Source organism: Lentzea miocenica (assembly GCF_033949945.1).
GTDB classification, from domain to species: Bacteria; Actinomycetota; Actinomycetes; order Mycobacteriales; family Pseudonocardiaceae; genus Lentzea; species Lentzea miocenica.
The window spans coordinates 38,086-52,113 of record NZ_JAXAVW010000025.1 but is presented as its reverse complement, the minus strand read 5'-3'; the positions used below and the strand labels follow the sequence as shown (position 1 = coordinate 52,113).

The 14,028-nt window shown below is 69.6% G+C and carries 7 protein-coding genes; 3 read left to right on the top strand and 4 right to left on the bottom strand.

Annotation, left to right across the window (positions count from 1 at the left end; translation table 11 throughout):
* Positions 1-48 precede the first annotated feature (48 nt).
* Genes SK803_RS28485 through SK803_RS28475 form a run of 3 tightly spaced genes read left to right on the top strand, consistent with a single transcriptional unit; the run spans position 49 to position 3,262 of the window.
* Positions 49-1,611 (top strand): S8 family peptidase, encoded by a 1,563-nt coding sequence (locus SK803_RS28485; protein ID WP_319969201.1) that lies wholly within the window; start codon positions 49-51, stop codon positions 1,609-1,611.
* The gene (locus SK803_RS28480) at positions 1,593-2,528 is read left to right on the top strand and encodes a Dyp-type peroxidase (protein ID WP_319969200.1); all 936 of its coding nucleotides are present in this window, start codon (positions 1,593-1,595) and stop codon (positions 2,526-2,528) included. The genes SK803_RS28485 and SK803_RS28480 overlap by 19 nt, the downstream gene beginning before the upstream one ends.
* Before the next feature lie 14 nt (positions 2,529-2,542).
* Positions 2,543-3,262: an AfsR/SARP family transcriptional regulator gene (locus SK803_RS28475; RefSeq protein WP_319969199.1), complete on the top strand. Its 720-nt coding sequence runs from the start codon at positions 2,543-2,545 to the stop codon at positions 3,260-3,262.
* Positions 3,263-3,413: 151 nt separating this feature from the next.
* Here the strand turns inward: SK803_RS28475 and SK803_RS28470 are convergent, their stop codons facing one another.
* The 4 genes from SK803_RS28470 to SK803_RS28455 form a co-directional block, all read right to left on the bottom strand.
* Complete coding sequence (locus tag SK803_RS28470) at positions 3,414-3,779, bottom strand: hypothetical protein (RefSeq protein WP_319969198.1); 366 nt, start codon at positions 3,777-3,779, stop codon at positions 3,414-3,416.
* A 149-nt stretch (positions 3,780-3,928) separates the two neighbouring features.
* Positions 3,929-4,168 carry a DUF7336 domain-containing protein gene (locus SK803_RS28465; RefSeq protein ID WP_319969197.1) on the bottom strand — a complete coding sequence of 80 codons (240 nt, stop codon included), beginning with the start codon at positions 4,166-4,168 and terminating at the stop codon, positions 3,929-3,931.
* A gap of 46 nt (positions 4,169-4,214) precedes the next feature.
* On the bottom strand, positions 4,215-4,523 hold the full coding sequence (locus SK803_RS28460; protein WP_319969196.1) for an Imm53 family immunity protein: 309 nt from the start codon (positions 4,521-4,523) through the stop codon (positions 4,215-4,217).
* Complete coding sequence (locus SK803_RS28455; protein WP_319969195.1) at positions 4,510-13,947, bottom strand: polymorphic toxin-type HINT domain-containing protein; 9,438 nt, start codon at positions 13,945-13,947, stop codon at positions 4,510-4,512. The genes SK803_RS28460 and SK803_RS28455 overlap by 14 nt, the downstream gene beginning before the upstream one ends.
* Between the last annotated feature and the right edge of the window lie 81 nt (positions 13,948-14,028).

Here is a 14,028-nt window from a genome sequence, read left to right as displayed (position 1 = left end):
GGTGCGGACGTGTCACGTCCGCCAGTCATTTTGGGGGCTTTGTTTCGCATGCGCGGATTGATTGCTGCCTTGGTTCTCGCCGCCACGGTCCTTCCCGCCGACGCCCATGCGGCCGTCGGCGAGGTGCTCAGACCGGCGGGGGCTGAAGTGATCGCAGGCAAATACCTGGTCACTTTGAAGAAATCCAGCCACATCAACGCACTCGGCGTCGCCGCGAGTCATGGAGGTCAGGTCGACCGCGTCTACAGCGCGGCGCTGCAGGGGTTCGCGATGACCGCCACCGAGCAGCAGGCCCGCCGGCTGGCCGCCGACCCGCGCGTCGAACGGGTCGAGGTCGACGCGGTCGTGCGCGGTGACGCGGTGCGGACCAACCCGATTTGGAACCTCGATCGCATCGACCAGCGCGGAACCGTGCTGGACAACCGCTACGACTACCCGGACCAGGCCGGCCAGGGCGTCACCGTGTACGTGATGGACACCGGTGTGCGCACCGCACACGCAGAGTTCGAGGGCCGGGCGAACGTCGCGTTCGACGCGATCGGCGACGGCTGGAACGGCCAGGACTGCAGCACCACCGGCCACGGCACGCACGTCGCGGGCACCATCGCGGGCAGGACGTTCGGCGTCGCCAGCAAGGCCAAGGTCGCCTCGGTGCGCGTGCTGAGTTGCGAGAACAGCGGCACGATCAGCCAGATCGTGGCCGGCATCGACTGGATCACCGCGAACGCGGCCAAGCCCGCCGTGGTGAACATGAGCCTCGGCGGTGGTCAGAGCACGACCGAGGACAACGCTGTCAAGGCGTCGATCGCGGCCGGTATCTCCTACGTCGTCTCCGCGGGCAACAGCGAGTCGAACGCCTGCTCGAAGAGCCCGGCCAACGTGCCCGCCGCGATCACCGTCGGCGCGGCCAACCCCGTCAACGAACGCGCCAGAGGCTGGGCCAAGTTCGGCGACACCGGTTCCAACTACGGCCCGTGCCTGGACCTGTTCGCTCCGGGCGAGTCCATCGAGTCCGCGCACAACGCCACCGACCACTCGACCGTGGTGCTCAAGGGCACGTCGATGGCCTCACCGCACGTCGCAGGCGCCGCGGCACTGCTGCTGTCGCAGTCACCGAACCTGACGCCCGCGCAGGTGCACGCCGAGATCCTCAACCGGTCCGTGACCGGCGTGCTGGACCCCACGACGCTCGAACCGCCGATGAACCCACCCACCACCCAGAAGTCACCCAACAGGTTCCTCCACACCGGACCACTCGCGCAGCCGGTCTGCACCGTCTCCGACGCCACCCGGCGGGCTGTGCCGGACCAGAACAGCATCACCGTCGCTCTCGACGTCACGGCGTGCGGGCGCAAGGTCGCCGGCAACGCCACCGTGCGAGTACAGGCCGAACACCCGTTCCGCGGAGACCTGTCCGCACGCCTGATCACCCCGAGCGGAACGGAAATCGTGCTGCGCGAGGCGAACAGCTCCGACACCGCGGTCAACCTGGACCAGACGTTCCCGCTGTCGTTGTCCACTCTGGACGCGAACGGAACGTGGAAACTGGTCCTGCGCGACAACTTCAGCTTCGACGAGGGATCGCTGGCCGGGTGGACGCTCACTCTCTGACCAGACGCGCCTTTCTGGCGGGACTGGCGGTGGCGGGACTGGCGGCGTGCGACGCGCCCATGCCCGCCGCCGCTCCCGTCCACCACCAACCCGGCGTCCTGGCACCGAACCCGGCCGCCGCGGGAGTGGCCGCGTACGACGTCACCGCACGCACCCGCGCCGAGCTCACCGCGACACTGCGCGCTGTCACTTCGCGTGGCGTGACGGTGGCCGTCGGCGCGTCGCTGTTCGGCGACAGGTTCGGCCTGCGCGCGCCACGAAGGCTCACGACCATGCCGAAGTTCGCCGGCGACGTGCTGGACGACCAGTGGTGCCACGGAGATCTTCTGCTGCAGGCACTGGCGGACACACCCGCACAGGTGGACTCCCAGCTGGCCGGCGTGCCCGGCCTGACGCTTCGCTGGCGGATCGACGGGCACCAGCTGCCGGAGGAGCGCAACGCGTTCGGCTTCAAGGAGGGCGCAGGCAACCCGGCCACGCCTCAGGTGTGGGTCGCGGACGACGAACCCGCGTGCTACCAGGGCGGCACGTACCAGGTGGTGCGACTGATCAGGCTCGCGATGCCGACGTGGGACCACAAGTCCACAGAGGACCAGGAACGGGTTTTCGGCAGGCGCAAGGAGTCGGGCGAGGAGCTGCCCGCGATGCTCGACTCGCACGTGCGGCGCGCCCGGCCCGCCGAGGAGAAGCACAAGATCCTGCGCCGCGGTTACCCGTTCGTCACCGAACCGGGCCACATCTTCATGTGCTACCAACGTGATCCTGAAACGGGCTTCGCCGCCGCACAACGCCGTCTCGCCGGGGAGGAGCTGGAGAAGTACCTGCTGCCGTTCGGCGGCGGCTACTTCTTCGTGCTGCCGGGAGTGGACGGTTCGGAAGACGACTACCTCGGCCGCGCCATGGTCGAGTCGTCGTGACTACAGGGGGAAGAGTGTTCGAGTTCGGAATCCTGGGCCCGGTGGAGGTGCGAGCGGACGGCGCGCCGGTGCCGATCAGCGCCGCGAAGCTCCGCACCCTGCTGGCCGCACTGCTGCTGAGACCGAACCACACGGTGCCGACCACGACGCTGATCGAGCACGTGTGGGGCGACCAGCCACCCCAGCGAGGAGTGGCGGCGCTGCAGAACTACGTGATGCGGCTGCGGCAGGCACTCGGCGAATCGCACATCCGCACCACGCCCGGCGGTTACTCGATCTCGCTGTCTCCGTCGCAGCTCGACCTGACCCGGTTCTCCCGGCTGACCGTGGAAGCGGCCGCCGCGGGTCCCGCTGCCCGATCCCGGTTGCTCACGGTCGCGTTGGAGCTGTGGCGCGGTCCCGCACTGGAGGGGATTCCCTCGCCTCCGCTGCAACGAACCGAGGTGCCTCGCCTGGAGGAGCTGCGCCTCAACGCGGTGGAGATGCGGATCGACGCCGATCTGGAGCTGGGCCGGCATGCCGCCCTGGTGCCGGAGTTGCGGTCGTTGACGGCCCAGCACCCGTTGCGGGAGCGGTTCTGGCATCAGCTGATGCTGGCTCTGCGGCGTTGCGGGCGGCGGGCCGAGGCGCTGGCGGCTTATCGGAGTGTCTCGGAGTTGTTGTGCGAGGAGCTCGGCCTGGATCCCGGGCCTGAGCTTCGGGAGCAGTTCGCGGCGATTCTGCAGGCCAGCTGACTCGACTCCGAAAGGCCGGCGCTTCCCTGTTTTCCGTGGAAGCGCCGGCCTTTCGCGCACGAAGCAGGTGAAGGCGGCCTCGTGGTTGATGTCCGTGTCGTCCTCGGCGTCACCCGCGGGCGAGAATCCCGCCCCTGGGAATGAGCGCGCATCAGGCGTCGCAGGGGAACAGGTGGACCGCCGCCCTGTCCGCGACCACCTCCACCACCTCGCCGGAGAGCACCGTGTCACCGTCGGCCACTTCCACCGACACCGGCGAACCTGCCACCTCGAGGTAGGTCGCGCCGTCCTCGGTCACGAGCCACGTCCCGCCGAGCACCACCGACGTGCCGTCGAGCCGGACCCCGGCGACGCCACCGGACTGGGGGCTGACCTCGTCGTCGACGTCCACCTCCACCTCGTACTCCTGGCCTGCCACCGGCGGGTCCTCCGACTTCCACACGCCCGCACCGGCACCGGCCGAGCAGCGGAACGACACGAGATCACCCGCGCCGACAGCGGACACCTCGATCCTCATCACCACGATCCCTTCGGCCAGGGCTGACCGATCCGCAGGAAAGAAGCCGGCGTACTGCCGATGACTTTCCACGCAGGAACCGCGGTGGCGGGCAGAAGCGCACTTGCTTGCTCCTGCCCGCCACCGCGGTCGACTGCCTCTGCCGTTCGTCAGACCGTGATGAACCCCGTGGTCCACTGGTCTTCGTCCAGCTCGTACTCGTCGACGTGGAAGCACTCCGGCTCGTCGCGGAACCCGTCGAGCTCCTTGGCTCGCTCGACACGGGCCAGCGCGTTCTCCCGCGAGGAGTAGACGCCGAGCAGTTTCACATCGTCGCCGTCCTCCTCGTGGGCCGAGTAGTCGCCGTCAGGGTCGAAGTGCCTGACCGCCCCGCTCTCATCTTCAGCCACGTGATGCACGTGCCAGAGCAGGAAAACCCGGCCTTGCGTCATGCGGTCACTCCACCTGTCGCAGCGCGAACTCCCGGAACCTGCTCAACGCGTCGTCGAGCGAGTGCGGATCACAGGACGACTCGTACCGCTCACCGTCCGACGATGCCCAGATCCACCGTCCCTCACCCGGTTCGTCCTTCGACCGGTCGAGGGTGCGTCCTTCCAGATCGGTGTCCACCAGGTCGGCCACCACGTGCCAGCCGGGATTGTCCAGCGTCGTGATCCGCACACCGAACTCGTGCTCCCAGTCGCCGTTGCACTGCTCGGTGTACCACCGCTGGAAGAACTGGAACGGGCTCTCAGCATCCGGCATTCGGGTCCTCCCAAGGGTCCGGCTCGCGCGCGGTTCCGTCCGGCAGGTTCAGGTGCGGAGTGTCCACCACAGTGCCGTCCGGGTTCGTGTGCGACGGGCCCCACCGGTCGTACCGCTTCTCCAGCTCCCACGGGGCCGGGTTGCGCGGGTTCGACTGCTCCTGCCAGGTGGCGTACTTCTTCACCTTGCCGTCCGGACCGAGCATAAAGGTGGAGTGCGGGCCCTTGGCGTTCGGGTCAGGGCGCTGACGCGGCGGACGGGCGTTGTGCACCAGCACCGGTTTGTCGCCCGCGACCACGTAGTACGTGTGGTCGGTCGCGACGGTCAGGTTGTACACCTGCTGGTCCGCCACCGCGCGGATGCCCAGGCGCGTGACCCCGAGCAGTTCACCGGACGACGTGCGCACCCGGTCGCCCTGCTGGATGTCCTGCGCCTCGACGAACTCGCCCCTGTTCTCGACCCAGAACGGGTGCCCGTCGGTGGCCACCAGGGTCGAGGTCGCCGTCCCCGACATCCCGTCGGTGTCGACGGTGATGTCGACGAGCCGCTTCGCGCCCTTGCCGACGATCGTCGCCGTGACCTCCCGTGCCTGCGTCTTCCCGGACTCGGGATCGGTCGCGGTGACCTGGTCGCCGAGTCGCACCTCCTCGATCGCCTTGCGGGAACCGTCCGCCATCAACACCGGCGTGCCGGCGACGAAGCTGTTGAGGAAGCAGCTGTCCCGGTTGTTCTTGCCGTTGTTGGTGGGCTTGTTGCCGCTCGGGTCGCCCAGGACGGTCGGCTGGTTGTCCACGTAGGCGTGGACGTTGCGGCCGCCCTCGAACCCGATCGGGTCCTCGCTGATGAACCGCTGCAGCACCGGGCTGTAGTAGCGGTCCCGGTAGTGGTAGAGACCGGTGCCGTCGTCCTCACGACCGGTGAAGCGGTACGGGTTGTCCGCTCCCGCACCGCTCGCGTAGGTGCGACCGAACGGTTCGTAGGTGTAGGACGCACCCGTGCCGTTCGGGTCGACCAGGCCGACCGTGCTGCCGACCGCGTCGGTGAGGAACCGGCGCGTGGTGCCACCCGACTCGCGCAGGTGGAACCCGTCCACACCGCTCGCGGTCATGTTCGCGGTGACCTGCCCGTTCACCTTCTCCTGCAACGGGTTCTGGCCGTCGTACACGTAGTTGGTGGTCACACCGGCGACCGTGCGCCCCAGCCTGCGGCCGTCGGAGTTGTAGTTGAACGACGCCGACGTGCCCTGCCCCGTGACCGTGGCGAGCTCTCCCCTGGCGTTCCAGGTGTAGGTGGTCGCGCCGTCGGACAACAGGTTGCCCTCCGGGTCGTAGGTGATCGTCGAACCGCCGATGGTCTTGATGCGGTTCGCGCTGTCGTACGTCGCCGGGCCGTACGGCTCGGGCAACATCGCCCGCGAGGACGCGCCGGTGGTCCGGACCGGCAGGCCGGTGGCGTCGTACTCGTAGGCGAGGTCGCCGAGCGCCGTGGTGCCCGACCGGTACGTGATCGTCTTGACCCGGCCGGTGTCGTCGTAGGTGTACGTCTGCCCGACTCCGTTGCCGGGCGCGCCCACCCTTTCCGTGCGACCGGAGCGGTCGCGGGTCACGACGCTGATCGCGGTGCCGCCCTGCTGGATCTCCTGGAGGTCACCCGCGGCGTCGTAGACGTGCCGCACCGCGGGACGCCCGGACACCGTCGTCGTGCGGTCCCGCACCGTCGTTCCGTAGGCGTAGGACACCGAACCGTTCGGCGTGGTCTCCTGCTTGACCCGGTCGAGCTCGTCGTAGTCGATCGTCGACGTGCCCGCGACGCTGTCCACACTGGACCGCACCCGGTCACCGGCGTCGAAGGTGTTGGTGACCTTGCTCTCCGAGCCGTAGCTGCTCTCGTACCTGCGGTTCAGCGGGTCGTACTTGTGCTCGACGACGACACCGCGGCGGTCGGTCTCCTTCTCCAGGTTGCCGTTGCGGTCGTACACCGCGTCCGGGGTGGTCACCCCGAGCGGGTCGGTGATCGCGCGGAGCTGATCCATGGCGGTGTGGTGGAAGACGGTCTCGCTGTTGCGCGCGTCGATCACCTTGGACCTGTTGCCGTTGCGGTCGTACTCGTACCGCATGGTCCGGCCGAGGCCGTCGGTGACCGAGGCGACGAAGTCCTGCGCCGTGTACGCGGTCTCGGTGACCACACCCACCGCGTCGGCCGTGCGGACCTTGCGGCCCAGGACGTCGTAGCCGGCCGTGCTCACCTTGCCCAGCTCGTCCGTCGTCCGCACCGCGTCGGTGCCGGAGTAGCTGGTGACGCGGAACTTGCCCGCCGGGTCGGTCACCTTGGTGACCTGGCCGCGTTCGTTGACGTCGAACGAGGTCTTGCGACCCGCGGGGTTCGTGGTCGACTTGACCGCGCCACGCGCGTCGAGCTCGTAGGTCGTCTCCTTCAGATACTCGTCGGTGTGCTTGGTGAGTTCACCGTTCGGACCGAGGCGGTCGAACTTCTGCGTGCGCGCGTTCGGCGTGTCCGCGAGAACGGTGCTCTCCTTGACGAAGCTCTTGGCGTCGTAGACGTAGGTCGTCTTGCGCTTGAGTGCGTCCGTGCTGGACTTCACCCGCACGCCGTTGGCCTCGTACTCGGTGGTCGTCTCCTGGGCGAACGGCGTGCCGAACGCCTTGGTGTCGCTGATCACCTGTCCCTTGTCGTTGAACAGGAACCGGCGCACAGCCTCCCGCGGATCGGTCATCCGAGTCTCGGTGATCACGCCGTTGACATCGGTGTAGTCGAACTTCGTGACGCCACCGTCGGCCGCGGTCTGAGTCTTGACCCGGTCCTTGTCGTCGTAGGTGTTGAGCAGGAACCGGGTGCCACGCGGGTCGGTGATCGTGCTGAGCAGACCCTTGGCGTCCCAGGTGTACTTGGTGACGCCGCCTTCCGCGTTGGTCACCGTTTCCAGGTGGCCGGTGGCGAGATAGGTGTAGGTCACGCGCCGGCCGAGGTTGTCCTCGGCGGACTTCACCTTCGGCGGGTTCGCCTCGTCGTAGCTGAAGCGGACCCAGCGGCCGCTGGACGTCGTGACCTGCGTGATGGGGCCGTTCGCCCTGACCTTGCCGTCGACGCCCGGTGGCGCGGCGGCTCGGGTGATGGTCGTGGCGTTGCCGAACTTGTCGCGGATCTCCTGCAGCGGCGCCTCTTCGCCGATGACGTAGATGGTGCCGTCGCGCAGTTTCACGTCCCAGCCGGCGTCGTTCCACACCGCGACCGAACCGTCGAACTTCGTCGGCGTCGGGTCCGCGGTGAACAGCGCGCCCGCGTAGTCCTGGCCCGGCGTCGTGCGGGTGTAGTGGATCTTGCTGCCGTCCGGCTGGACGAGGTCGAACTCCTTGAACGTCGGGAAGCCGTCGACCAGTGGCGCCCACGGGAAGACGCCGTAGTCGAAGCTGGCGCCGACGCCGAACGGGCGCACGAACGCGTCACCCTGCTGGTAGCTGCGCTTGACCTCGATCGGCAGGATGTCGTCGACGACCAGGTCCACCTGCTCGTCGATCAACAGGCCGGTGGCCGGGTCGACCGGGTCGCCGACCCTGGTGTTGTTGGGCTTCGGCGCCTTGCCCGCCGGGTTGAGGCCCGGCACGACGGTCATCGCGCCGGTGAGCCGGTAGAACTTCACGTCCGCGTCCGGCACGATCTGCGTGCCGTCCTTCGAGACGGTGCCGTGGCCGTAGACGTGCCAGCCCTTGCCGTCCGGGTCGTAGTTCCAGAACTGCGTCCGGGTGCCCGGCGCCTCCTTCGTGTAGTTCGGGTAGATGATCGTCGCGCCCTGCGGGAACAGGTAGCCGCCACCCGGCTGCGCGGTGAAGTACACCGGCACCTTGCTCGGGGGCAACGGGAACGGCGGGCGGTCGATCGGGATCGGGGTCAGCGACAGCTCGGTGGCCACGTTGCCGTCCGCGTCGCGGATGACCGTGCCCGCCGGGATGCGGACTTCGAGGCCCGGGATGGACTTCGTGGTCAGGACGGTCTCGGTGATCGTCGGGCTGGGCACGTGCACCACGGAGTTCTTGTCGATCTCCGGCAGGAACACCGTGTGCGGCAGCACGAGCACCTGGCCCTGCCGCACGTCCACGCCTATGTCGAAGGTGCCGAACGCACGGCCGGTCGTACGACCGTCCACCCGCAGCGACACGTGGCCCTCGGGCAGACCGATCAGCGTGAACTTGCCGTCGGCGTCGGTGGTCGCCTTCTTGTCCCGTGCGCTCACCGTCACGCCGGCCAGCGGCTGACCGTCGGTGGACTGCACCGTGCCGACCACGCCGGTGAAGCCGACCGCGAACTGCAGCGGGCGATCCCGGACCGGACGCGGGTCGTAGCGGGTGTTCCAGTCGGTGCCGCCGAGGTTCGCGGCGTCCGGTCGCCAGCCGCTGGACGAGCTGCACGGCGTCGAGGTCGGCTTCTCCAGCTCCTCCTGCTTCGGCTGGTCACCGCCCTGCGGCGCGGCGCCCACCTTGGCGGCGGGTGGACGCTGGTCCATCTGCGGGCAGGCCGGTTCCCGCACCGCCGGTGGATCGATCTGCGTGACCGGGGCCGCGGTGGCCCGCTTGGTGATGGACACGTCGATCGAACCGACGGGGCTGTTGGCCGGGTCGAAGACGAGCGTGTACGTGCCGGTCGCCTTGAGCCTGGCGAAGAACTCGTACGGCTCGGTGCTGATGAACCGCCTGGTCGTCTCGACCGTGCCGTTCGGCGCGTACAGCGTGTAGTAGGTGCCGTTGTTGCCGATGTTGCGCTTGATGCTCAGCTTCGGCAGGTCGTTCAGCGTGCCGTCGAACGTCAGCCTGCCGTTCTGCGCCGGCCGGTTGAACGTGACGGTCTTGGCCGCTCCCCCGTACTCGATCTTGCCGCCGTCGGTCTCCGAGTTCAGCATGATCGTGAGCTGGCCGCCCGTGGGCTGCACGTCCTGGTCGACCGGCTCGATCTGCACCCGGTACTCACCGGTGACCGGCAGCTGGGTGAGGTCGAGGCCGAGGTGGGACTGGTACGCGCTGCTGCCCGACGAGTCCAGGTTGGTCCCGTCCGGCTTGGTCACCTTCCACTTGAGGAACGGGATCCGCTCGGATGCCGTGCCGATGGTCAGCCGCTGCCCCTGTGTGCCCGCGATCTTGGCAATGACCTTCTGGCCGAGCACCGTGATGTTCGGGTTCGCGGGCGCGGCGTCCGGGACGAGCGTGCCGAGGTCCGCGGGTTCGGACAGGTGGAACGTCAGGTCTCCGGTGACCGCGAAACCGGGGTCGACGAAGATCCGGTACTTGCCGGTCTCCGGCAGCGCGGGGACGTCGAGCTTGCCGTCGACGACGCTGCCGACCAGGGTGGTGCCGTTGGGCCGGTAGAGCCTGATGACGACCTCACCCGGCACGCTCTTGCGCACCACCATCGTGAGCGGCTTGTCCTTGACGCCGTCGTAGTCGAGCCACATCTCGCGGCCCGGCCGGTCGACGGTGACCCTGGTCGAGGCGTTCACCGGCAGCTTGCCGCCCTCGGCGACGGTCGACAGCCACGCCTTCGCCGCGCCGACGGCCTCCCAGCCGCTGATGAACAGGTTGTGCGTGCCGGTCTTGCGGATCCTCAGGTTCCGCGTCTCGGCCGTGCCGTCGCGCAGTTCGACCTGCTGACCGTCCGGTTCGGACATGATGCTGACCGGGTAGGCGGCACGGCCGTTCTCCCGGATGGTGTTGTCGGTGTGGCCCAGCACCAGCGGCTGGTTCGCGGTGCCCTGGAACTGCATCCGCACCGACTGGCCGGGCCGCAGCACCTGGTAGGAGGTCGGGTTCCCGTTGACCGCCAGCGGTCCCGCGTCGATCACGCTGGACAGCCAGACCCGGCCGGAGCCGAGCTGGTTGGGGTCGAAGTTCGGGATCACCTTGTAGGTGCCCGTCTTCTTCGCCTGGAACACCATCGTCGGGATGTAGTCGCCGAGCCGCGCGCGCCAGGTGAGCCTGGTGCCGTCGGGGTCGACGACGGTGACGTTGAAGTGGTTGTTCGGCTCGCTGATGTCGGTGAGGCCGAAGCTCATCCACTCATCCGCGGTCGCCGTGAACGGCATCTCCTTCACCGGCTGGCCCTGCCGGATGTCGAACGGCACACCGGACCCGTCGCGGGTCAGCTTGTCGCCGGTCAGGTCCTTGGACAGGGTGACGCTGACCTTGCCCGCCACCCCGTCGTCCGGCGCCACGACGATCGTGTAGGTGCCGTTGTGCTTGAACGCCGGCAGGTCCTGGTGCAGCTTGCTGCCCGCCCACAGGTCGAGCGGGTCGCCGAGCGCGCGGCGGGCGAAGTCGCCGCCGTGCGGGGTGAACATCCACATCGCCGAACGCACCGGGATGGTGTTGTTCTCCAGCTTCAGGTTCAGCTGCTCGCCGATCTTGCCGTCGACCAGCACCACGGCGGCCTTGCCCGCCGGGATGTCCAGGTTCACGGCCTGGCCGAGCTGCAGCCTGCCGCCGTAGACCAGCTTGGACGTCACGAACCCCCGTGGCGCGACCAGGAAGTCGGCCGCGCTGGTGGTCTCGCCGCCGGGCGTGCGGACGGTGATCCGGCCGGACGAAGCGGCGTCGGGCACCTGCACGACGAGCTTCGTCGGCGTCACCTCGCGCACCCGCGCCACGGTCTGGTGGAACCGCACCACGTTGCGGGCGATGTCGGGGTCGAAGCCGGTACCGGTGATCGTCACGACGTCGCCGGGGTCGCCGCGATCCGTTGACACGGCGGTGATCGCGGGCGCGGTGACACCGCGGGCGAGCTGGAACGGGCGCGGGCCGACCGAGGTCTTGCCGTTGGCCGTGACGCGCACGACGCCTTCCTTGACGCCCTGCGGCACGGTGACGGAGACGCGGTTGGCGGACGCGGCGGTGACCGGCGCGGTGACGCCGTCGAACGTCACGGTCGTGCCCTGCGCGGCGAACCCGATGCCGCTGATCTCGACCGTGCTGCCCACCGGGCCGCGTGCGGGGACGATCGCGAACACCGTCGCGTCACCCTGCACGAACCGTTCGGTGGCAAGGAGGTTGCCGCTGTCGTCGTACCGGTAGGCGGCCGCCTCACCGGAGTTGTTCGCGACACCGGCGAGCTGGCCCGCGGCGTCGTAGAAGAAGTCCCTCGGTCCGGCGGGCGCGCCCGCGACGAACTCGTGCCGGACGGGCGTGGACAGCGCGCCGGTCGCCGACACCTTGGACCACACGGTGAGCGTGCGCTTGCCGGAACGGACCGGGGTGACGGAGAGCTGCGCCGCACCGTTCGCGATCGGCTGTTCCTTCGGCGCCGCGTCGGTGTCGAGCTGGTGGACGATCACGTCCGCGGCGGTGCCGCCCTGCGGACGTGCGGTGACGGTGCCCGCCTGGCCGATGCTGCCGTGCGGCTGGCCGTCGGCCGGGAAGTCCGTGGACGTCACGACCGGCGCGTCCGGTGCGGGCACCGGCAGGCCGCCGACGGTGAAGGTGTGCGTGGCCGGAGCGGACGTCTGGCCGTTGAGCGCCCACGCGGTGAGCGTGTGCGTGCCGCTGGTCGACGGGGTGAGCTGGACCTGCGCCTCACCGGCGGCCGCGACCGTCGTGACCGGACCGTCGCCGAGGCGGTAGCGGAAGCCGTTGGCGGCAGGGCTCTTCAGCGTGAAGGTGCCCGCCTGGCCGGGCGCGCCGTGCGGCTGGCCGTCGGCCGGGTAGTCGGTGGAGACGATCTGCGGTGCGGCGGGTGCCTGTGGTGCGGCGGCCGCGACCTTGAAGCGGTGCTCCGCCGCGGGCGACTCCTCGCCGTTGGCGCCGACCGCCTTCACGGTCAGGACGTGCTCGCCCGCGGTGGCCGGCGTGATCTTCGCCTGCGCCTTGCCCGAGCCGGCGACGTCGGTGACCGCGCCACCGTCGAGTTGGTAGCGGAAACCGGTGACCGGGTCCGTTCCCGTGGCGCGGAAGGTGAACGTGCCCTCCTTGCCCGCGGCGCCGTGCTCGACGCCGTCCGCCGGGTAGTCGGACGAGGCGACCAGCGGCGTGCCGGCGGCGGCCGTGGTGAAGGTGGCCGGGACGGATTCGACCGACGGGTCGGCGCCGATGGCCACGACCTCGACGGTCGTCGCGGTCGGCGGCACGAGGCTCAGCTTCGCCTTGCCGTCCACGGCTTTCTGGAAGATCCAGTCGGTGTTCCACCGGTACTTGAACGCGGTGCCGCGCTCGGCGGTGAAGACACCGTTGTCGTGCTTGACGATCGGCTCCGGCAGCGCGGCGACACGGGTGGCGTGCGGCGCGAGCTCCGACTCCTGGCCTGCCGCGTCGACGGCCTTGACCTCCAGCACCTGCGTGCCCTTGGCGGGTGGCGCGACGCTGACCTCGACGGTGCCGCTGGGTGCGGGCACCCGCGTGAACTCGGCCTCGCTCTGCCAGCGGTGGCGGAACTCCACGGCGCCCGGCGCGGCGAAGACGACCTTGCCCGGCTGCTTCGGAGCGCCGTGGGTCTGCTCGCCCGCCGGGTAGTCGGTGGACGTCACGACCGGCGTCGCGGTCGTGCCCGGCGTGAAGGTGGTGACGAGCGGCTGGTCGCGCTTCTCCAGCGGGAGCAGGGAAACCTGCTGCGCCACCGCCGTCTTGACGGTGCTGGAGACGTCCTGGTCACCCAGCCGCGCGCGCTCGATCCGGGCACCGGCGAACACAGCGCCGTCGAAGCCCTGCTCACCGCGGCGCACGACCTGCGTGAGCTCCCACGCGCCGTCGGGAAGGGTGAAGACCACGTCGCCGTTCTCGATCTTCGTGGGCACCGGCCCCGCCTTCGTCGTGGCCTGGTCGGCCACGAACACGGTGCGGTGCTTGGCGTCCAGCGCGCGGATCACACCGTCGCGCTCCTGCAGGGCCAGCCCGCGGGTGCCGACCGGCATGCGCACCTGCTGCGCGCCCTGGCCGGTGACGATGATCCGGAACCCGTCCGCCAACGCCTGGATCCGCGTGGTGGCGAAGGTGGCGGTGTCCCCTTCCACCTTCGGCGGTTCCTGCGGCGCCGGGCCCCATGCCAGTGACCTGTCGTCGTCCTGGATCGTGACGAGAGGCTCCTGCGGCCCGCCGGCGATCCGCAGGTCGACCGCCGCCGCCCTGGGCGCGACCGTCACCGGGTCGAGCGCGGTGTCGACCGCCACCCAGCCGTCGTCGCGGCGCACCCGCTGTGGCGCGGCGTGCTGGGTGACGGTCATCGTCCCGTCGGGATTGGCCACGACGAGCCTGGTGGCGCTGGTCAGCAGCGCCACGTCCACCGGCTCGCCACAAGCTCTCGCCGCCGCACGGGCCGCGGGCCCGTCCGGTCTGCTGTCCGGACATTCCTCCCGTGTCACCACGGCTATCGCCACGGCCAACGAGACCAGCAACGTCCCCACGACGGGGATCGCTATCGAGCGCTTAGCCCTCACGACTACCTCCAGCGCAACAGGCAGACCTCCCCCAGAGGTCCCACCTCACCCAAGCGCCGGGGTCTCTCAGCCCGCTCTCAC